Annotated in this window: 15 protein-coding genes and 1 pseudogene; 10 read left to right on the forward strand and 6 right to left on the reverse strand. The window is 75.0% G+C overall.

All coding sequences use genetic code 11. The features are described 5' to 3' along the window. Positions 1–167 precede the first annotated feature (167 nt). Positions 168–386 (reverse strand): MbtH family protein, encoded by a 219-nt coding sequence (locus ACFY7E_RS18970; RefSeq protein ID WP_383443565.1) that lies wholly within the window; start codon positions 384–386, stop codon positions 168–170. A gap of 598 nt (positions 387–984) precedes the next feature. Then, on the reverse strand, positions 985–1536 hold the full coding sequence (locus ACFY7E_RS18975; protein ID WP_389486258.1) for a phosphatase PAP2 family protein: 552 nt from the start codon (positions 1534–1536) through the stop codon (positions 985–987). Between the two features lie 253 nt (positions 1537–1789). Here ACFY7E_RS18975 and ACFY7E_RS18980 point away from each other — a divergent pair, with 253 nt between their 5' ends. Together ACFY7E_RS18980 and ACFY7E_RS18985 are read left to right on the forward strand one after the other, a co-directional pair. Next, positions 1790–2212 (forward strand): SsgA family sporulation/cell division regulator, encoded by a 423-nt coding sequence (locus ACFY7E_RS18980; RefSeq protein WP_389486260.1) that lies wholly within the window; start codon positions 1790–1792, stop codon positions 2210–2212. 70 nt (positions 2213–2282) lie between these two features. Next, positions 2283–3224 carry an oxygenase MpaB family protein gene (locus ACFY7E_RS18985; RefSeq protein WP_389486262.1) on the forward strand — a complete coding sequence of 314 codons (942 nt, stop codon included), beginning with the start codon at positions 2283–2285 and terminating at the stop codon, positions 3222–3224. Positions 3225–3233: 9 nt separating this feature from the next. On the opposite strand, the gene ACFY7E_RS18990 is transcribed toward ACFY7E_RS18985, so the two are convergent. Beyond that, positions 3234–4589, reverse strand: a complete 1356-nt coding sequence (locus ACFY7E_RS18990; RefSeq protein ID WP_389486264.1) for a protein kinase — start codon at positions 4587–4589, stop codon at positions 3234–3236. A 349-nt stretch (positions 4590–4938) separates the two neighbouring features. Between ACFY7E_RS18990 and ACFY7E_RS18995 the strand changes: the two genes are divergently transcribed. Both ACFY7E_RS18995 and ACFY7E_RS19000 read left to right on the forward strand, forming a co-directional pair. Continuing rightward, the gene (locus ACFY7E_RS18995) at positions 4939–6171 is read left to right on the forward strand and encodes an NAD(P)/FAD-dependent oxidoreductase (RefSeq protein ID WP_389486528.1); all 1233 of its coding nucleotides are present in this window, start codon (positions 4939–4941) and stop codon (positions 6169–6171) included. Between the two features lie 155 nt (positions 6172–6326). Continuing rightward, positions 6327–7874 carry an FAD-dependent oxidoreductase gene (locus ACFY7E_RS19000; protein WP_389486266.1) on the forward strand — a complete coding sequence of 516 codons (1548 nt, stop codon included), beginning with the start codon at positions 6327–6329 and terminating at the stop codon, positions 7872–7874. A gap of 92 nt (positions 7875–7966) precedes the next feature. Here ACFY7E_RS19000 and ACFY7E_RS19005 read toward each other — a convergent pair whose 3' ends face one another. Further along, the gene (locus tag ACFY7E_RS19005) at positions 7967–8557 is read right to left on the reverse strand and encodes a lytic polysaccharide monooxygenase (protein ID WP_389486268.1); all 591 of its coding nucleotides are present in this window, start codon (positions 8555–8557) and stop codon (positions 7967–7969) included. Positions 8558–8920: 363 nt separating this feature from the next. Between ACFY7E_RS19005 and ACFY7E_RS19010 the strand changes: the two genes are divergently transcribed. From ACFY7E_RS19010 to ACFY7E_RS19020, 3 genes are all read left to right on the forward strand, one after another. Further along, complete coding sequence (locus ACFY7E_RS19010) at positions 8921–13240, forward strand: SNF2-related protein (protein ID WP_389486270.1); 4320 nt, start codon at positions 8921–8923, stop codon at positions 13238–13240. A 173-nt stretch (positions 13241–13413) separates the two neighbouring features. Continuing rightward, on the forward strand, positions 13414–14124 hold the full coding sequence (locus ACFY7E_RS19015; RefSeq protein WP_389486272.1) for a hypothetical protein: 711 nt from the start codon (positions 13414–13416) through the stop codon (positions 14122–14124). A gap of 67 nt (positions 14125–14191) precedes the next feature. Beyond that, positions 14192–14458 carry a DUF4235 domain-containing protein gene (locus tag ACFY7E_RS19020; RefSeq protein ID WP_389486273.1) on the forward strand — a complete coding sequence of 89 codons (267 nt, stop codon included), beginning with the start codon at positions 14192–14194 and terminating at the stop codon, positions 14456–14458. Positions 14459–14524: 66 nt separating this feature from the next. Here the strand turns inward: ACFY7E_RS19020 and ACFY7E_RS19025 are convergent, their stop codons facing one another. After that, positions 14525–15622, reverse strand: coding sequence for a glutamate--cysteine ligase (locus tag ACFY7E_RS19025; RefSeq protein WP_389486275.1), 1098 nt, complete (start codon positions 15620–15622; stop codon positions 14525–14527). 247 nt (positions 15623–15869) lie between these two features. Here ACFY7E_RS19025 and ACFY7E_RS19030 point away from each other — a divergent pair, with 247 nt between their 5' ends. Continuing rightward, positions 15870–16898, forward strand: coding sequence for a S66 peptidase family protein (locus tag ACFY7E_RS19030; RefSeq protein ID WP_389486276.1), 1029 nt, complete (start codon positions 15870–15872; stop codon positions 16896–16898). Between the two features lie 33 nt (positions 16899–16931). Here the strand turns inward: ACFY7E_RS19030 and ACFY7E_RS19035 are convergent, their stop codons facing one another. After that, positions 16932–17612 (reverse strand): DUF4230 domain-containing protein, encoded by a 681-nt coding sequence (locus ACFY7E_RS19035; RefSeq protein ID WP_389486278.1) that lies wholly within the window; start codon positions 17610–17612, stop codon positions 16932–16934. A 215-nt stretch (positions 17613–17827) separates the two neighbouring features. On the opposite strand from ACFY7E_RS19035, the gene ACFY7E_RS19040 reads away from it, so the two are divergent. Next, positions 17828–18442 (forward strand): VanZ family protein, encoded by a 615-nt coding sequence (locus ACFY7E_RS19040; protein WP_389486280.1) that lies wholly within the window; start codon positions 17828–17830, stop codon positions 18440–18442. Between the two features lie 10 nt (positions 18443–18452). Further along, positions 18453–18911: pseudogene (locus ACFY7E_RS19045) on the forward strand (diadenosine tetraphosphate hydrolase); the annotation flags it as partial. Positions 18912–19049 lie beyond the last annotated feature (138 nt).

Genomic DNA, 19049 nt, shown 5'->3' on the forward strand with positions numbered 1-19049 from the left:
GGCTTTCGAAGGGGCTTGCGGGGCACCACGGACACCTGTCGGCCACATGTGACCGACAGGAGGTTATTTTTGAACGGAACTGATCACTACTCGAACGAAGTTGACGCGTGAGTCACTTCAAGGGCGGCCTGACCTGCACGGCTCCCCCGGCGACCCGGCGCGGCCCGTCAACCCGCCTCGGCCTCCATCGCCGCCACCAGACTGGCGGGGCGCATGTCGGTCCAGGCGTTCTCGATCCGTTCCAGACACTCCTGGCGCGACCCCTCGACGCCCTCGCGGTCCCAGCCGCCGGGGACGTCGAGGTGCGCGGGCCAGAGGGAGTACTGGGCTTCGTGGTTCACCAGTACGACGAAGCGCCCCGACTCGTCATCGAAGGGATTGCTCACGTTCCCACCCGTTCTCGATATCTCGTTCCAGTCTTTTTCACACGCGGTCCACCCGGATCCCCCGGGTGACCGGAGCGGGATTTCCCCGAACGGCACGGCGCGCACGCCGCCCCTTCGAAGGGAGTCCCGGCACGACCTCGGAGGCCGGCGGTCCGCCTCGCTCCGAATCAGGGCGACCGGGCACCCCCGGCCAAGACTTCCCCCTAAAACCGAACTCACTCCGGTCACATTAAAGGATCCTCCTCGGCCAAGGATGCGAGCCTTCATGTTACTTTCCAGTAATTCATCAAGTAGAAAGTCAGGAAAAGTCAGCAGTCATATGCCAGGAGCCATCCTCTGCCAGATATCCAGCCACGGAAAGTCCGTTTGGCATCCACTTGACCGCTTATCACCCGCACCATTCCGGCTGACCGCCCGACGCACCCGCCGGTTCCCCCTTACGCCCCCCGGAAGCGCGGTGCGCTCCCGTGCGCCGGGTATGCGCCCCGTCCGAAAGGCAACCTCACGCCGGAAAAAGTGGTCCCCCCGGCCATCGTGGCGCCTTCCGGACGGCCGGTTGACGCCACTCCGGAGCGCCCGGCCGGGAAGCCGACCGCTCTCATCGGGCCACGGCGCGGACGAGGAGGCGGGGCGCCCTCCGCACCAGCGCGACGGCCGCGAGACCGATCGCGGCGCCGGCCACGACGTCGGAGGGGTAGTGCGCGCCGCTGTGGACCCGTTCGACGGCCACCAGCGCGGCCGGCACGGCGCAGACGGCCCCGGCCGCGGGCCAGGACAGCGCGACCGACCCGGCGAACGCGACGGCGGCGGCGGTGTGCCCGGAGGGGAAGGAGGAGCTGTCGGGCCTGTCCTCCACGTCGTCGTGCGGGATCCACTCCTCCGGCGGCCGGCGCCGCTCGACCAGCTGCTTGCCGACCCCGTTGGAGAGCAGTTCCGCCACCGCCATGCACGTGACGCCGGTGGCCGCGGCCCGGCGGCCGCGCCGACCTCCGCCGACCGCCATGAGCGCGGCCGCCGCCCACCACAGCTTCGTGCGTTCGGCCGCCTCCTCCACCGGGGGCAGGATTTCGCGGACCCACGGGGAGTCCCATGCGGCCATGTGTCTGGTCAGTTCGTGATCGGCGGCGCGCAGTCTCGTCAGAAGTTCCATGACCACCGGATTTCCGCCCCGCCGCGGTTTCACACGGTGCGGGCCGCGGCGCCGCCCGGCCCTCCCGCTCGGGCCCCGGCGGACTCCGGCAGACCCGGAAGGGGGATGTGCGTCACGGCCGGTTGACGCCCCTCACCATCCCTCGACAGATCCCCCTCCGTAGTTCCACACTTTCGAGGAGTGATCACGCCCCACGGGGTATCCGAGGTGTGAAGTGCCACCGCCCCGGGTGCCGTCCGAAGTTGGAGCCTCCGTGTCCCCTTCCCGTTCTTCCGTCCCGCCGCTCTGCCGCGAGATCAAGTGGACGACCACCGCCTTCCTGGTCACCGACTCCTGCCGCGTCCCGCTCGGGGCCACCGTCCGCTACCGGTCCCGCTCCCCCTTCGTCATCGAGCTCACCCTGCACACCCCGACGGGCGACACGGTGTGGCAGCTGGACCGTGACATGCTCCTCGCCGGCACCGAGGGGCCGGTCGGCATCGGCGAGGTGCACATCCGCCCCGCCCCCTACGACCAGGTCGTCCTGCGCCTGGGCGACCCCTCCCGCGCCGCCCTGATCAGCCTGGGACGCGGCCCCGCGCTGCGCTGGCTGAACACGACGTACAGCGTCGTGCCCGCCGGGGACGAGAGCTCCCACCTCGACTGGCGGCCCCTCCTCGACGTCCTCGCCGACTGACCGCGGACCGTCGCGGGCGCCCACTCGCCGCACCCGGGAGTCCTCACCGCGCCGGGCGCATACTGGCTCTGTGGAGTGGTCGCCGCCCTTCGTGGACGACCTGAGGGAACGGCTCGGGAGCGAACTCTTCCGACGCGTCGCCGGCCCCTCGGGCGAGCGGACGCGCGCCCGTGTCCACGGGACGCCGGGGCCGCGGTGGTTCGGTCCCGACCGGCCGATCCGTACGGTCCACGGGGACGCGTCGATGTTCGTCGGGGGTCTGACGGCGCTGCTGCTCCAGTCGCTGCACCCGTCGGCCATGGCCGCGGTGGCGGCCCATTCGGGCTTCCGGGGCGACCCGTGGGGAAGGTTGCAGCGGACCAGCACCTTCCTCGCGGTCACCACGTTCGGCACGGCCGAGGACGCGCGGCACGCGGTGGAGCGCGTCCGCGCGGTGCACGAACGGGTGCGGGGCACCACGTCCGGAGGACGTCCGTACCGGGCCTCCGATCCGCACCTCCTGGGCTGGGTGCACGTGGCGGAGGTCCACAGCTTCCTGCGGGCTCACCTGCGCTACGGGGCGTCTCCGCTCACCCGTGCGGGCTACGACGGCTACGTGGCGGACGCGGCCCGTGTCGCCGAGGAGCTGGGGGCCGAGGACCCGCCCCGGAACCTGGCCGAGCTGGCACGGCGCATGGAGGCGTACCGGGACGAGCTCGGCGGCACCCCCGAGGCCCGGGAGGCCGCCCGGTTCCTGCTGCGGGACCCGCCGATCCCCCGCCGGGCCCGCGCACCGTACGCGCTGCTCGCGGCGGGCGCCGTGGAACTCCTGCCGCCGTGGGCCCTCGGGGAGTTGGGGCTCCCGCCGCTCCCCCGGCCCGTGCGTGCGGTGGCGCGTACGGGCGGACGGCTGGCGATCGGCGGGATCCGCTGGGCGATGAGCCCTCCTCCGCCCGTCCTTCCGCGCACACGGCCCGACGCCTCGCCGCACGGCCGGGAGCCGTCCCCCGACGTGCCGACCGGACCCGGGTGACGGACGGCGTCAGTTCCGGTGCTTCTCCTTGGGCTTCTCCTTGGCCCCGGCCTTCGCCGGCCGGGGCCCGGACCCGTCCCGTGCGGGGCCGCGGGCGGCCTCGGCGCGGGAGGAGCCCGGCTTCTTCGGAGAGGCGGCGGGGACGCGGGCCGGACGCCCGATGCCCGACGGAGCCGGCCGTTCGGCGGACGTGTCGGAGGACGCCGTACGGGGACGGAGCGGGGCGGTGGGCACCGTCGACGGGAGGGCGGCCGGGGCGGGGTGGTCCGCGCGGCCGGACGGAGAGCCGGTGTCGCGGCCCGTCCGGGGCGCGGGCGCTTCGGCCGTGATCCGCTGCGGCGCCCGGGGCCGGGGCGTCTCCTCGCTCGCGGTGGGAATCCCGATCGAGCCGGTCAGGGTCGCGCCGAGGACGGTCAGCGCCGCGCAGGCGGTGAGGGCTCGGACGGAACGGCGGGACACGGGGTCCGGACGGTGGGCACCGGGGCGCGCGGGTCCGCCGGACGGTGCGGTCGGGGCTCCGCCGGGCGGCGCGACCGCCCCGCCCGATACGGCCGTCAGCGCGCGGAAGCAGGTGTCGGCGTCGGGCCGGTCCGCCTCGTTCGGGTCCGTCATGGCGGCCACCAGCCCGGCGAGTTGCGGGGGGAGGCCCGCGGGGATGACGGGAGGCCGGTGCAGCCGGGCGAGAGCGGACTCCAACGGGGCTCCCGCGTACTCCAGTTCGCCCTTCAGGGATTCGAGGAGCACCAGGCCGAGGCTGTAGACGTCCGCCGCCGGTCCGGCCCCCCTGCCCAGGACCTGCTCCGGCGCCATGTAGGCCGCGGTGCCCACCAGGGGGCCGGTCTCGGCGCGGGTCGTGGCGTCGAGCAGCCGGGATATGCCGAAGTCGGCCAGGTACGGGACGCCCGCCCCGTCCAGGAGGACGTTCGACGGCTTCACGTCGCGGTGCACGACGCCGGCCGCGTGCACATGGGCGAGCGCGGAGGCGAGCGCGGCCCCGGTCCGGGCGGTCTCGCGGGGCGTGAGGGGGGCCTCGGCGATGCGGCGGCGCAGGGTCGTTCCCCTGACGAGCCGCATCACGAGGTAGGGCCGCCCCTCCTCCCGTCCGGAGTCGTACAGGGTCACCAGGCCGGGGTGTTCCATCCGGGCGAGGAGCCGGCCCTCGTCGTCGAAGTGCTCCTCCCCCTGGGCCTCGCCGCCCGGCCGGAAGATCTTGACCGCCACCGGCCGCCGCAGCCGCATGTCCAGTGCCTCGTACACGTCGGCCGCGCCTCCGCGTCCCAGCAGACCGTCCAGCCGGTACCGTCCGGCGACCGCGTGGGCCGTGAGCCGGAGATCCGGTCGGACCGACCATGGACGGACCATCATCGACGCTCCCTGCGTTCCGTTGCCGTCTTCCGCCGTTCGCCCACCCGGTACGGCGTCGGCCGCCGTACGCTCCGGGCCGCGGGCCCGTCCGTGCGCGGGCACGGAGGTACGCGTGCCCCGGGAACGCCGGGGCATCCCCGTGCGGTGCCGTTGAATCCGGTGGGGGCGCGACCCCGGAATACCGGTGGCGGGGAAGTCCGAGCGGCGCGCCCTCCCTCCACGGACCGGGGCCCGCCGTAACGTGACGGCCCGGAGTCCGGCGATCCGGTGAGGAGTGACGACGTCCATGGGACAGAGGTCCACGGGACAGGAGTCCATGGGGCAGGAGTCCATGGAGCAGGGGTCCACGATGCGGAAGGACGGCGGCGTCGACGTGGTGGTCGTCGGCGCGGGGGCGGCCGGTCTGGCCTGTACGGCCGACCTGGTCGCCGGAGGCCTCCGGGTGGGGCTGTTCGAGGCCTCCGACACCGTGGGCGGCCGGATGCGCACCGACCGGGTCGCGGGTTTCACCGTCGACCGGGGTTTCCAGGTGTTCAACACCTCCTATCCGCAGGTGAAGAGACGACTGGACCTGCGGGCCCTGCGGCTGAGGCCGTTCACTCCGGGCGTCCTCGTGCACACCGACGACGGGTTCCGCCGCTTCGTCGACCCCACCCGGCGGCCCCGCGAGGGCCGGGACCTGCTGCCCGGCCGGCTCGCCTCCGCCCGGGACCTGGCCGCCCTGGGCGTCCTGTCGGCCAGGGACGTCCTGGCGCCGGTCCGGTACCTGCGGGGCCGGCCCGACGCGACCACCCTGACCGCGCTGGCCGACGCCGGCGTCTCGGCGGACCTGGTGGAGACCTTCTTCCGGCCGTTCCTGTCGGGGATCTTCCTGGAGGACGAGCTGGAGACCTCCGCCCGCTTCTTCCACCTCGTCTGGCGCACCATGCTGCGCGGCACCCTGTGCCTGCCGGCCGACGGCATCGGCGCCGTGCCCGCGCAGCTCGCGTCCGGCCTCCCCGGCGGTGTGCTGCGCACCGGGGAGCCGGTCGCCTCGCTCACCGGCCGGGGCGTGGCCCTGGCCGACGGCGGCGAGGTGTCCGCCCGCGCGGTCGTCGTCGCCACCGGCCAGGACGCCGCCGCCCGGCTGCTCCCCGGCCTGGGCGTGCCGGACGGACGCGTCGTCACGACCCTGTACCACGCGGCGGAACGCTCCCCGCTGTCCGAGCCGACCCTGGTGGTCGACGCGCGCCGCCGTTTCCTCAACACCTGTGTGCTGACCGAGGTGCACCGCGGCTTCGCGCCGGACGGCCGGGCGCTGGTGGCGACCTCCGTCCTCGGGGACCCGGACCCGGCGCGGGAGGCGGCGGTCCTGGCCGCCCTCTCCGAGGTCTACGGCACGGACGCCCGGTCCTGGGAGCCGGTGCACCGCGTCGTGGTGCGCGACGCCCTCCCGGCCATGCCGCCGCCCCTCCCGCTCTCCCGTACCGGCCGGGTCTCCCCCGGCCGGTACGTGTGCGGCGACCACCGGGCGACGGGTTCGGTCCAGGGCGCCCTGGCCTCCGGCGCCCGCACGGCCCGGGAGGTCCTGGCCGACCTGTGACCACGCCCCCTCCACGGGCCCCCTTCCACGGGAAGGGGTGGTCCGGGGTTCGGGGGGCAGAGGCGGGACGTCGGGAAGCAACCGGCGTCCGGGGGCGGCACGGTGGTGCCGGAGCGGCCGGGGGCACGAGAACAACGGAAACGGAGAGCGCCGAGATGACGGAACTGCCCGGTACCTACGAGTCGTACTGGATGGAGACCGGGACGGGGCCCGGACACCCCGCCCTGGAGGAGGGGACGGAGGTCGACGTCGCGGTGGTCGGCGCCGGTGTCGCCGGCATCTGCGCCGCCTGGGAGCTGGCGCGCGCCGGCCGGCGCGTCGCCCTGATCGAGGCCGACCGCGTGGCGGCGGGGGTCACCGGCTACACCACCGCGAAGCTCTCCGCCCAGCACGGGCCCCTCTACGCGAAGTTGCGCGGGTCGCTGGGGGCCGAGGGGGCCCGGCGGTACGCCCGCTCCCAGCAGGAGGCCGTCGACCACGTCGGCCGGGTCGCGGCGGAGCTGGGGGTCGACTGCGAACTCGAACGGGTCCCGGCGTACGTGTACGCGGAGTCGGCGGACAGGGCCGACCGGCTGCGGGAGGAGGCCGACGCGGCGCGCGAGGCGGGTCTCGCGGCGTCCTTCGTCACGGACACCGGACTGCCGTTCCCGGTCGCGGGCGCGGTCCGGGTGGAGGACCAGGCGCAGTTCCACCCGCGCAAGTACCTGCTGGGCCTGGTGGCCGATCTCGTCGCGCGGGGCGGGGCCGTGTACGAGCGGACGCGGATCGTCTCGCTCCACGAGGGCGAGCCCTGCCGGCTCACCGCGGAGAACGGGGCCGTGGTCGTCGCCCGGGACGTCGTCGTGGCCACGCACTATCCCGTCTTCGACCGCGCCCTGCTGTTCTCCCGGCTCGAACCGCACCGCGAGCTGGTGGTCGCCGCGGCCCTCCCCGCCGCGCGCGATCCGCGGGGCATGTACCTGACGCCGGAGCGGAACACCCGGTCCGTGCGCACCGCCCCGTACGGCGGGGGCGAACGGCTGCTCATCGTCACCGGGGAGAAGTTCAGGCCCGGCGAGGGCGGGGCGGGCGGGGTGGGCGAGCGGTACGAGCGGCTCGCCGCCTGGACCCTGGAGCACTTCCCGGACGCGCGGATCACCCACCGGTGGGCGGCGCAGGACAACGCGAGCACGGACGGGGTGCCGTTCGTGGGGCGGTTCCACCCCGGCTCCCGGCACGTGTACGTGGCGACGGGCTTCGGTGGCTGGGGCATGAGCAACGGCGTGATGGCGGGCCGGCTCCTCGGCGACCTGATCACGGGCGGGGAGTCGCCCTGGGCCTCCCTCTACGACCCCCGCCGCCTGCACGCCCACGAGGTGCCGTCGCTGCTCAAGGCGCAGGGCGCGGTCCTCAAGCACTTCGCGGGCGACCGGCTCCGCCCCTCCCACGCCGACGACGTCGCGGACATCGCGCCCGGCACCGGGGCGCTCGTACGGGTCGGCGGACGGCGTTGCGCGGTCTACCGCGACGAGGACGGCGGGACGCACGCGGTGTCCGCGCGGTGCACCCACCTGGGGTGCCTCGTCGGCTTCAACGACGCCGAGCGGGCCTGGGAGTGCCCCTGCCACGGTTCCCGCTTCGCCGTCGACGGCTCGGTGCTCCAGGGCCCCGCCGTCCATCCGCTCGAACCGCGGACGCTCCCCGACGAGGGCCGGTCCGGCTGAAGGCCGTCCGGCGGGCCCGGGGCCGGGAGGGCCGGGGCGGGGTTCCGCGCGGCGCGTACGGCCCCCCGCCCCGGCCCCGTCCCGGGGCGGTGTCAGAACTTCACGTCGGAGCAGGCGTAGAAGGCGTTGCCGGTGTCGGCGATGTTCCAGACGCCGAGGATGAGGTGCCGGCCGCTCTTCTGGGGCAGGACGCCCGTGTGGGTGACCGTGGAGCTGGGCTGCCGTCCGCCGAAGGGCACCGTCAGGAACGGCTGCGGATCCAGGTCGGCCCTGGTCAGCGGCTTGGTCGGGTCCCAGCCGTCCTTGGTGACGTAGTAGCGGAAGTCGGTGGTGGCGTGGCGCGCGCTGATCCGCCAGACGAAGGTGTGGTCCCGGCCCGCGGTGAGGGCGGTGGCCGGCCAGTTCCCGCCGCGCGGGTCGTCCAGCTCGGAGAAGCGGCCGTTGCCGCCCGCGCAGATGGTCCCGTCGACCGGTCCGCGCGCGGGGAAGCCCTTGGGTCCCTCCACGCTCGGCGGCTCCCACTGGATCTGTCCGCAGCCGCGGACGGTGCCGTTGCCGCAGAGCTGCTGGCGGCTGACGGGCGAGTCGGTGTAGCCGTGGCCCTGGGCGCTGCCGGTGGCCGTGAGCAGGGTGCCGCCGACGAGGCCGAGGCCGAGGAGTAAGGAGGTGATCTTCCTGCGCATGAGGTGCTCCCGTGGTCCTGGAGGGCGAGTGGGGGGGACGCGTGCCCGACCGTGCTGCCGGTCCGAGGAGTGGGGACGGAGCGGCGGAACGGCAGACAACCGGAGGACACGCGTCCGATGCGGTCTAGACCAAGTGAAAGGCTAGACCCGCTACTTGGACATGTCCATACCAATGAGGGCGCGGACGCCGCCCGGCGCGAGCGGGCGCTCCCGCTGACCACCGGAACGAGTGATACGCACTCAAGTGCTTGACGGAGCCGGGAGATCGGCGCCCTCCGGGTGCGGTATCGGGGCGGTCCGGAGGGCAGCGGTTCGTATCCTTTACGTGTTCAGCACGTCACGCACTGTGCAGGGAGTCTCTTGGTGGGTACGCAGTCCCGGACGGCCGGTACCGACTCGTCCTCGCTCTCGCCGGGCGGCTCCGGAGCGCCGTGGCACGAGCGGGCGCGGGACGTCGTCGCGTTCGGCGGGTTCGATCCGCGCCTCGCGGCCGAGGCGGAGGAGCTGGCGCTCGCGGGCGCGCTGACCCCGCGCGACCTCCGGATCCTGCTGCTCGTGACGGACGGCCACCCCGGGTGGCTCCCCGCCCGGAGGTGCGCGCTCGCGACCCTGGACGCCCGTCCGGAGCTGCCGCACCAGGTACTGGCCCTGCACGCGCAGCTGGAGGCCTGGGCACCGCCCGCGTACGCGGAGTCGTCCGAGCGGCCGCCGCACGGGGAGCCCCTGCACCGGGCGGAGTTCCGGATCGGCCCGGCCGACGCGGTCGTCAACGGCCCCGCCCGGACGGCCCCTTCGCCGGAGCGGGCCCGCCGGGCGGCGGCCGGTGCCGTGCTCCGTGCCCTGGCCGGCGTCGGGACGGAGCGGCTGCGGCTTCCGGGGATGACGGCGGAGCTGTTCGACTCGCTGCTGGGCACGCGCCTCGAGAGCGCGACGTACCCGGGCGAGGAGCTCCACGCCGAGCTCGTACGGCGGACGGCCGCCTCGCGGCTGCGGCACCGCGACGCCCTGCGGCTGCTCTTCGGCACGACGGCCCCCGGGTGGCGGGAGGTCCGGCTGCTCGCCCTCGACCACACGGCACGGGTGCCGCCGTCGGCGGCGACCCTGCTCCAGTGGCGGGCCGAGGCGTGCCGCGCCGAGCTCCGCCACACGGCGGTGGAGCGCCCCGGCGGCTTCGCCTCGGCGTGGAGCTGGGAGGAGGCCGACGGCCGGGTCCGCACGGGGCCCGAGCGGGTCTCCGACGACCGGCGCGCCTCCCTGCACGCCGCCGCGGTCGCCCTCCTCGCCCTGCTGTGCGGGCTGCCCGAGCCACGGGAGCGGGTCGTGGAGAGGCCCCGGAAGGCCCCGCCCCGGATCCAGCCGGTGCCGCCGGGCGGAGACCCGGTGAAGTACCTCAACAAGTACACCCAGTTGGAGGTGATCACGCGGCCGGAGACCACCGTCGTCTCCAAGCCGCGGAGCATCGTCTGCACATACACGTGCCGCCACGTGGCGACGGGCAGGACGGTGCGGGGCACGGGCACGGCACGGGTGAAGGGGGACGCCCGCCGGGCGGCGGCCGCGGCACTCCTCGAAGAGCTGGTCGACCTGGACGCGGGGACCGGCTCCCGGCCGGAACCGTCCGCGCCTCCGGCCCCGCCCTCCCCCACGCACGTCGCGATCCCGAGGCCCCGGCCGGCGGGACCGGCGGCCGTCCCGCAGGCGGGCCCGGCGACGGGTGGAGCGGTGGCCCCACCCGCGGGGCCTGCGGTGTTCCTGCCCGCGCCGCGCGCGGAAGCCCCCGTGGCACCGGACGTGCCGGCACCGGAGGCCCCGGGACACGGGCTGCCGGCCGGCGCCGTGGCCGGTGAGGCGCTCGCGGCCGGGTGCGCCCTCTCCCTCGTCCCCCCGGCCCCGGGCGAGCCGGCGGCCGGGATGCTCCTCTACCGGGCCGACGGCGCGCCGATGCCCGAGGTGCCGCTGCCCGCCCCGCTCACCGCGACCGTCCGCCGGCTCGTCGTACCGGCGGCCGACGGGCCCGTGCCGGTGACCGGCTGGCACCTCCCCCTCGCCGAGGCCGTACCGCTCCTGCTCGGACGGTCCCGGTTCGCCGCGTGGCATCCCACGGCCGTGGAGTGGGAGCAGGCCGCGCGCCTGGGCGTGCGCCTGGTGGCCGACGGACTCGTCCGTCCGGCGCTCGGCCCCGACGGGACCGGCCGGTGGAGGGTCGGCCCCCTTCCGGACGCCGCGTTACGGGCCGTGGACGAGCTGGCGCGCCACATGTCGCCCCACGCGCACGCCGTCGCCGGCGACGCGCCCGTCCCCGGGACGCCGGAACCGGTCCCACCGGCCCGGGAGGCGGTCCTGGTCTTCCTGGACTCCGTGGCCGACGGCCTGGTGCGCACGCCCGCGGCGGTCATGTTCGGCTCCGGGCCTTTCACGGGTCCCGCCGGGGGGCGCGTCCCGCCCGCCGAGGCCGAGGCGGTACGGCCGTGGCTCGACGCGCTGGAGGACCGGCTGGACGACGGGCCGCCGCCCGGCCTGGTCCTGGAGATGGAGGAGCCTTCCGAGCAGGAGGCCCTGGCCGGGTGCCTGACGGGCCGTCTCCTGCTCGACGCCGGGCCGGGGCGGGAGGAGGGCGAGGTCGCGGCCGATCTGCTGTGGTCGGGGCGCGCCTTCCTGCGCGGCGTCGACCCGGGACGGTCGCGCGAGCGGGTCGGGCGGCGTCTGCAACGGCTGGAGCGGCTGTGCCCCGGTCTGTCGGGGCTCGCCTCGCGGCCCGGGGCGTTCACGGTGGACGCGGCGGGCGTCACGCGGCTCCTGCGGGCGGAGGAGGAGCTGGCCGCCGCCGGCCTGCGGCTGCGCTGGCCCGACCGCCTGCGCCGGGGGCTCTCCTCGTACGCGGTCGTCGGCTCCACGACCACGACGGCCGGCACCGGGGCGCCCGGGTTCGGTCTCCAGGCCCTGCTGGACTTCCGGTGGCAGGTCGCGCTCGGCGACGACACCCTCGACGAGGCCGAGATGGACGCGCTCGCCAAGGCCGCCCGTCCCCTGGTCCGGGTGCGCGGCCGGTGGGTCCTGCTCGACCCCACCGTGCGCGCCCGCGCGCGGCGCCGGGAGATCGGCCGGCTGGCCGGGGTCGACGCGCTCACCGCCGCGCTCACCGGCACCGTCGGCGTCGACGGCCACCAGGTCGCCTGCCGGGCGGCCGGTGACCTGGCCGGTGTCGTCGCCACGCTGCGCCGGGGCGAGCACGTCTCCCCCGTCGCCGTCCCGTCCCGGCTGAGGGCCGTGCCGCGCGGCTACCAGGAGCGGGCCCTGGCGTGGCTCGCCCACACCGGTGGGGTCGGATTCGGGGCCGTGCTCGCGGACGACATGGGCCTCGGCAAGACCCTCACCGCGATCGCCTACGCCCTCCACCGCCACGAGACCGGGCGCACCGGCCCGGTCCTGGTGGTGTGCCCGTCCTCCCTGGTCACCAACTGGCAGCGGGAGATCGACCGGTTCGCCCCGCACCTGGACGTGGTCCGCTACCACGGCGCCGACCGGAGCCTCGACGCCGTCGGCGGGCACACGGTCGTCCTCACCACCTACGGCATCCTGCGCCGGGACGCGGAACTCGCGGCCGTGGCCTGGGACCTGGTGGTCGCGGACGAGGCCCAGCACGCCAAGAACCACACCTCGGCGACCGCCCGGGCCCTGCGCTCGCTCACCTCCACGGCGCGTCTCGCCCTGACCGGCACCCCCGTGGAGAACAACCTCTCCGAGCTGTGGTCGCTGATCGACTGGGCCAATCCCGGCCTGTTCGGCACCCTGGAGGCGTTCCGGTCCCGCTACGCGGCCGCCGCCGAGCGCGAGCCCGACGGCCCCGCCGCCCGGGCCCTCGCCCGTCTCGTCGCGCCGTTCGTCCTGCGCCGCACCAAGAGCGACCCCGGCATCGCGCCGGAGCTGCCCGCCAAGGTCGAGACGCGCAGGATCGTCGAACTCACCCCCGAGCAGGTCGCCCTGTACGAGGCCGTCGTCCGGGAGACGATGGACCGGATCGCCGGCTCCTCCGCCGCCACCCGCTCCGGTCTGGTCCTGAAGCTGATCACCGCGCTCAAGCAGATCACCAACCACCCCGCCCACTACCTGCGGGAACCGCACCCCGGGCCCGCGCACGTACGGCGGTTCGGCCGGAGGTCGGCCAAGCTGGAGGCGCTCACCGAACTCACCGGGACGATCGCCCGGCGCGGCGAGGCCGCCCTCGTGTTCACGAGTTACGTCGCCATGGGCCGGCTCCTGGAGGAGCACCTCGCGCACCTGGGCCACCGCCCGCTGTTCCTGCACGGCGGCCTGGACGCCCGACGGCGGCAGGAGCTCGTCGACACCTTCCAGAACGGCGGGGCGCCGCTGCTCGTCCTCTCCCTCAAGGCGGGCGGCACCGGCCTCAACCTGACCCGGGCCAGCCACGTCGTCCACTTCGACCGCAGCTGGAACGCGGCGGTCGAGGACCAGGCGTCCGACCGCGCCCACCGCATCGGCCAGCGGCGGACCGTCACCGTCCACCGGCTCGTCACCCGGGGCACGATCGAGGACCGGATCGACCGGCTCCTCGCCCACAAACGCGCCCTGCAGAACACGGTCCTGGCCTCCGGCGGCACCGGGCTCGCCCGCCTCACCGACCACGAACTCACCGAACTCGTCCGCCTGGGGGCGTCCCGATGACCGAGATCCCGCACCACCCGGTCCCGTCTCACCCGACCCCGCCCCACCCGATTCCGTACCGCCCGACCCCGCCCCACCCCGTTCCGTCCCACCCCGCCCCGGCCCGTCCACGTGTCGCCGCCGGGCCCCCCACCCCCGCGCGTCCCGCCGACGAGGGGGCGGAGAGCGGCGCGGTGGCCACCGGGAAGAGGGTCCCGGCCGCCCCCGCGTCCGGGGCACCCGTGGCCGAAGCCGTGCCCCCGCCGTCCGCGGCCGCCGGGGCGCCGCGCCTCCCCGTCCAAGGCGTACGGACCGGGGCCCTGCCGCCGCTTCCGCCGCTCGGCCCGCACGGCGTCGCGCCGGTCCTCGACGCGGTCACCGCCGAACCGCCCGCCCCGCTGCCGGAACTCGCCGTCCTGCGCGCCCTCGCCCGGGACGCGGCCCGGCGGGCCGCCGCACTCCTCCAGGGCCACGTCCCCGAGGCCCACGACACCGTCACCGACATCGTCCGCTTCACCGTCGGCACCGGCGGCGCCCATCTGGAGACAGCCGCCGCCCATCTCGGCCTCACGCCCCTCCGGATGCGGCACCTGACCGCCGCCTACCACCACGGCGGACCGCACGGCGCCGCCGTCTGCCTCTCCCCCCGGCCCGCCGACCCCGCCGTGCTCGCCGGGGCGGAAGCCGCGATCCGGCCCCTGCGCCCCTTCGCCGACGTCCCCGTCGAGCGTCGTCACGACCGGCTCACCGACCCGGCCGCCGGAGTGCAGCTGCGCCACGGACCCGACGGGCGCTGGTATCCGTACGCCGACCGCCACGGCACCTGGCAGCCGGTCGCCGGGCCGCACCGGGACCCCGCCCGCGCGTACAAGGCCGCCCGCCTCGCCCTGCGGCAGCACCGCTGACCACGGGGGCGCATGCGGGTCGGCCGCCGGGGTAACCGGCCAGTGACCTCAGGAAAGGAAAAATGCCATGAAACCGTCACGTCTCCTGTTCAAGCCGCTCTCGCTCGCCGTGAGCGCCGGGACCGGCCTGCTCGCGGGAGCCGCGTTCAAGAAGACGTGGCAGCTCCTGGGACACGAGGACGACACCCCCGACGCCACCGACGAGCACCGGGGCTGGAGCGAGGTCCTGGTCGCCGCGGCGCTGCACGGCGCGATCTTCGCCCTGGTGAAGGCCGCCGTCGACCGTGGCGGGGCCACGGCGGTGCGCCGGGTGACGGGCACCTGGCCCGCCTGATCCCGTCCCCCAACGGCCCGGAGGGCCGCCCCCCGCGGGGGGGCGGCCCTCCGGGCCGTTGGGGCCTCACTCGTCGGCGGTCGTGATCCGGGCGCAGGCCTTCACGACCTCGTGCAGGTCCAGGCCCTCGTCGCGCAGGGCCCGCTGGCGGTCCGCGCCGCCGCCGTGGGCCAGGTGCGCGGCGATCCCCTTGCGCGCGTCGTCGAGGTCACCGGTGTCCGCGAGGGCTTCCTCGACGTGGTCGAGGAGGGCTTCGTACGCCGCCTCGACGGAGGTCTCCTTCAGGGTGAGGGGGTGGAGGAGCGGCCCCCGGAGGCCGGACCGGGCGGCGCGCCAGGACGCGAGCCGCAGGAGGCCGGCGGAGAGGGGGGCGGGGGGCTCGCCGTTGCGCCAGGCGCGGGCGGCGGTCTCCACGAGGCCCCGGGCGAGGGTCGCGATGAGGACGGTGGTGTCGGGCTCCAGGCAGACGTCGGCGACCCGGATCTCCACGGTCGGGTAGTTCGCGGAGAGGCGGGCGTCGAAGTAGATCATGCCGGAGTCCCGCAGGACGCCGGTCTCCACCATGGCCTCGACCTGCTGGTGGTAGACGTCCGGGCTGCCGAACAGTTCGTACGGGCCGGCCGACGGCCAGCGGTTCCAGACGCGGCTGCGGTAGCTGCTGTACCCGCTGTCCTCCCCCTGCCAGAAGGGGGAGTTCGCGCTGAGCGCGTTCAGGAGGTAGAGCCAGGGCCTGATCCGGTCGAGGACGGCGACGCCCTCCTCGTCGGACTCCACGGCGACGTGGACGTGGCACCCGCACGTCAGCTGTTCCTTGGTGGTGAGGGCGAACTGCTCGGCCATCCACTGGTACCTCTCGCCCCGGTGGCGCGACGGCTCGACGGGGACGGGCGAGGTGGCGAGGGCGGCGACGACCGCGTCGGACTCCCGCGCGTACCGCAGCGCCTCACCCCGCCACCGTACGATCTCCTTGCGCATCTCCGCCATGTCCGTCAGCGGCTGGGTGGAGAACTCCAGCTGCTCCTGGTGCAGTTCCTTCTCGAAGACCTCCCCCGCCTCTTCGCCGCGCCGGGCCGCCGACGCCAGTACCGCCGACGACACGGCGAACGGCTCGCCCGTCCTGGCGTTGACGAGCATCAGCTCTTCCTCGACTCCTACCGTGCGCATCGGCTCTCCTGTTTACTGCGGCGAATGCCCCGCTCCGCCGGCCGCCCCGGAAGGGGCCGCGAGCGGAACGGGACAGGGACTTTCTCCCGCGTATGCCCACTTCCGTCTCCGTGACGCACTTCGCGCCGCCCCTCTCAGCAGGCGTTTTCAACTCCGCCCGCACGGACCCGAGTCCGGGCTGCCCACGAGTCCGGGCACGCCGGAAGTCGTCGTCGTGGCGGTGCGGCACCGTGCCATACTCCGGCGCATGCCAGTTCGATACCCGCGTCCTCTGCGTCCCGGTGACCGCGTCGGCGTCACCTCCCCGTCCAGCGGAGTCCCGAAGGAATTGCGGGCGCGCCTCGACGTCGCGATCCGCGAGGTGGAGGCTCGGGGGTACGAGGTGGTCGTCGGCCGCTGCATGGACGGCACCGGTCACGTCAGTGCCCCCGCCGCCGATCGCGCGAACGAGCTGATGTCCATGCTGACGGATCCCGGCATCCGGGCGGTGGTGCCGCCGTGGGGCGGAGAGACGGGCATCGACCTGCTTCCGCTGCTCGACCGGGGCCGGTTGCGCGACGCCGAACCGACCTGGCTCGTCGGCTACTCCGACCTGTCGACCCTCATCACGCCGCTGACCCTCCTCACCGGGGTGGCGACCGTGCACGGCAACAACCTCATGGACACCCCTTACCGGGTGCCGGAGGGGCTCCTGTCGTGGCTCGACATCGTCGCCGCCCCGCCGGGGCACCGGTTCACGCAGGTCCCTCCGAACCGCTTCCGGGCCGAGGGCCGGGACGACTACCGGACCGACCCCGGGGTGCGCGAGTACACGCTGGACGCGTCCGGCGGGTGGACCAGGCTGGACGGGTGCGGGGACGTGGAGGTCGAGGGGCGCCTGATCGGGGGCTGCGTCGAGACGCTGTGCAACCTCACGGGAACGCCCTACCTCGACGTCCGGGAGTTCGCGCGGACCCGGTCCCCGGAGGGGCTCCTGGTGTACGTCGAGGCAGGAGGCGACGACGCGTTCGCCATCTGCAGGAACCTGCACGGAATGAGGCTGGCCGGGTTCTTCGACGCGGCGAACGCGGTCCTCGTCGGGCGGACCTCGGCGCCCGGCACCGGCTCGCTCACCCAGCACGAGGCCGTGCTCGACGCGCTCGGGCCGCTGGGCGTACCGATCATCGCCGACGTCGAGTGCGGACACGTCCCGCCGCACCTGCCCCTGGTCAACGGAGCGCGGGGGCGGGTCGTGCACACCTCGGCGCGCGGCGAACTGATCCAGACGCTGGACTGACGCTCCGGGCCCGGCGGAGCCCGGGGCGCCCGCTCAGCCGTAGGTGACGGTGACCCGTTCGAAGCCGAGGGCGCGCAGGAGGCCCTGGAGCATGGCGGTGGTGTTGCGTTCGGCCCGGCTGGTGAGGTCGCTCTCCTTCGCGGCGTCGCCGATGCGCTCGGCGGCGAGGACGTTGACGGCCTGCTCGTTCGCCGGGTTGTCGGAGAAGAGGTCGCCCAGCCGGTCCAGGAGCCCTCGCTGCTTCGACACCGTGTAGGAGCGCTCGGGGTCGAGGAACGGCCGGGCGAGCCGGGCGTGCGGCAGGCGGAGGGTGGCGGTGGTGCGTTCCTCGTCGACGGTGACGGCGTCCCGGCCGAGGGCCGAGAGGTCGACGTAGGCGCTGACGCTGCCACTGGCCACGTACAGCGTGCGGGTGCCGCGGATCGCGTCGGGCAGGAACCGGGCGTCCTTCTCCAGGTCGACCACGACCTGGTAGGCGCCGGCGGCCCCCTCGTGGCGGTTCATGTCCTGGATCGACTTCAGCACGGCGGGACCGGAGCGGTCCTTGGTCTGGCTCCCGAACAGGTCGGCCAGGCCGGGCGGCTGGAAGAACCGGCCCAGCAGGACCAGTATCAGGATCAGGGCGAGGAGTACGGCGGCGAGGGGCCACCCGCGGGTGGCACGTCCGGTCCGCCGGCGCTCGGGCGAGGGTCTGCTCTCCGTGTCGTCTCCCATGCGCGTACTCGTGCCCGCCCCGCTCCCGGGCATGCGGAACTCGGCCTCGTCCGCGGGAGGTTGGGGCTCACGGGGCTGCTGTGGCCGGTGCCGTGCCGGCCCGGCGCGCATGGGTTGCCGCTCCGCTTCCCGGGTAGCCGCACCCCCTCGAAGAGACCCGACGCTGGGGGCGGAACATGAGGATGTGGACACGTGGCCGAAGCTCGGACAAGGCGGTGAGGGTCGACGGTCCCGTACCCGCCGGACCTTCCGTACCTCCCGAGCCGCCCCGGGAGGAACCCTCCCGGGGGAGGACGTACCGGGAGGAGCCGCGCCGGCCCGGCCTGGTGGTCCGGGCGCTGGTGGCGCTGGTCGCCGTCGTGGGGATGGTGGCCTTCGCGATCGTCCTGGCCCGGCTCACCCTGAACGCGTCACCGGCGTCCGTGCCGCTCACGCACAGCAATCTGACCCCGGGCAGCTCCATCCGCGCGTATCTGCAACAGCCCGAGTTCCTGGAGACGCTGAAGCAGCTCGGCGGCAACGTGCTGCTCGGGGTGCCGTTCGGCATCCTGCTGCCGCTGCTCTCGCGCAGGACCCGCGGGCTGGTGCGCGTGGCCCTGCTGACGATCGTGACGATGCTGTTCGTCGAGCTGGTGCAGGGTGCCCTCATCACGGGACGCGCCTTCGACATCGACGACGTCCTGCTCAACACCACCGGCGCGCTGCTCGGCTATCTGCTCGTCGGACGGCGTCTGGGCCGCGCGGTGCACCCGCGCGTCCGGCCCCGGTGGTGGCAGCGGCGCACCACCGGGCGGAAGGGTGCCGAACGGACCCTGGCCACCGACAGGTAGGTGCGCGGGCATGACGGACGACTGGCGTACGGATCGGATCGGGGCCGCGCTGCGGGGCGAGAACCCCACGGTGCCGCGGCGGCTCGACGCGGCCTTCGCGGTGATCGGCGACGTGCGGTTCCTGCCGGGCTACCCGGTGCTCCTCGTGGACGAGCCGGGCGTGGAGCGGCTGTCCGAGCTGCCGAGGGCGAAGCGGCGAGCGTTCCTCACCGGGACGGACCTGCTCGGCGAGGCGGTCGAGCGGGCCCGCCGGCGTCTGGATCCGGCCTTCCGCCGGGTGAACCTGGAGATCCTGGGGAACACGGATCCGTTCCTGCACGCCCGTGTGCGGCCGCGGTTCGACCGGGAGCCGGCCGACCTCGTGGGCAGGCCGGTGTGGCTGTACCCGCCCGACCTGTGGAGCGACGAGCGGTTCAGGCTCGGCCCGCGGCACGACGCGCTGCGGGGCGCGATCGGCGAAGAGGCGGATCACCGTCGAGTGGCACGGCCGCGACAGCCCCCGCACCGCACGGATCCCGCGCGGATCCGGTGGCGGGCCCACCGAGCTCAGAAGTGGCTCAACTCCCTTGCCGGGAGGGGCTCCGGACCGGCAACGTCGACCACGCCA

It is taken from the genome of Streptomyces sp. NPDC012825, assembly GCF_042900925.1.
GTDB lineage: Bacteria > Actinomycetota > Actinomycetes > Streptomycetales > Streptomycetaceae > Streptomyces.

Bases quoted from the DNA above. Each gene is read 5' to 3' on its own strand.
- ACFY7E_RS19000 (WP_389486266.1), top strand. From the start codon at position 6,327: ATGACGGAACTGCCCGGTACCTACGAGTCGTACTGGATGGAGACCGGG.
- ACFY7E_RS18975 (WP_389486258.1), bottom strand. From the start codon at position 1,536: ATGGAACTTCTGACGAGACTGCGCGCCGCCGATCACGAACTGACCAGA.
- ACFY7E_RS19030 (WP_389486276.1), top strand. From the start codon at position 15,870: ATGCCAGTTCGATACCCGCGTCCTCTGCGTCCCGGTGACCGCGTCGGC.
- ACFY7E_RS18990 (WP_389486264.1), bottom strand. From the start codon at position 4,589: ATGATGGTCCGTCCATGGTCGGTCCGACCGGATCTCCGGCTCACGGCC.
- ACFY7E_RS19025 (WP_389486275.1), bottom strand. From the start codon at position 15,622: ATGCGCACGGTAGGAGTCGAGGAAGAGCTGATGCTCGTCAACGCCAGG.
- ACFY7E_RS19035 (WP_389486278.1), bottom strand. From the start codon at position 17,612: ATGGGAGACGACACGGAGAGCAGACCCTCGCCCGAGCGCCGGCGGACC.
- ACFY7E_RS19005 (WP_389486268.1), bottom strand. From the start codon at position 8,557: ATGCGCAGGAAGATCACCTCCTTACTCCTCGGCCTCGGCCTCGTCGGC.
- ACFY7E_RS19020 (WP_389486273.1), top strand. From the start codon at position 14,192: ATGAAACCGTCACGTCTCCTGTTCAAGCCGCTCTCGCTCGCCGTGAGC.
- ACFY7E_RS18995 (WP_389486528.1), top strand. From the start codon at position 4,939: ATGCGGAAGGACGGCGGCGTCGACGTGGTGGTCGTCGGCGCGGGGGCG.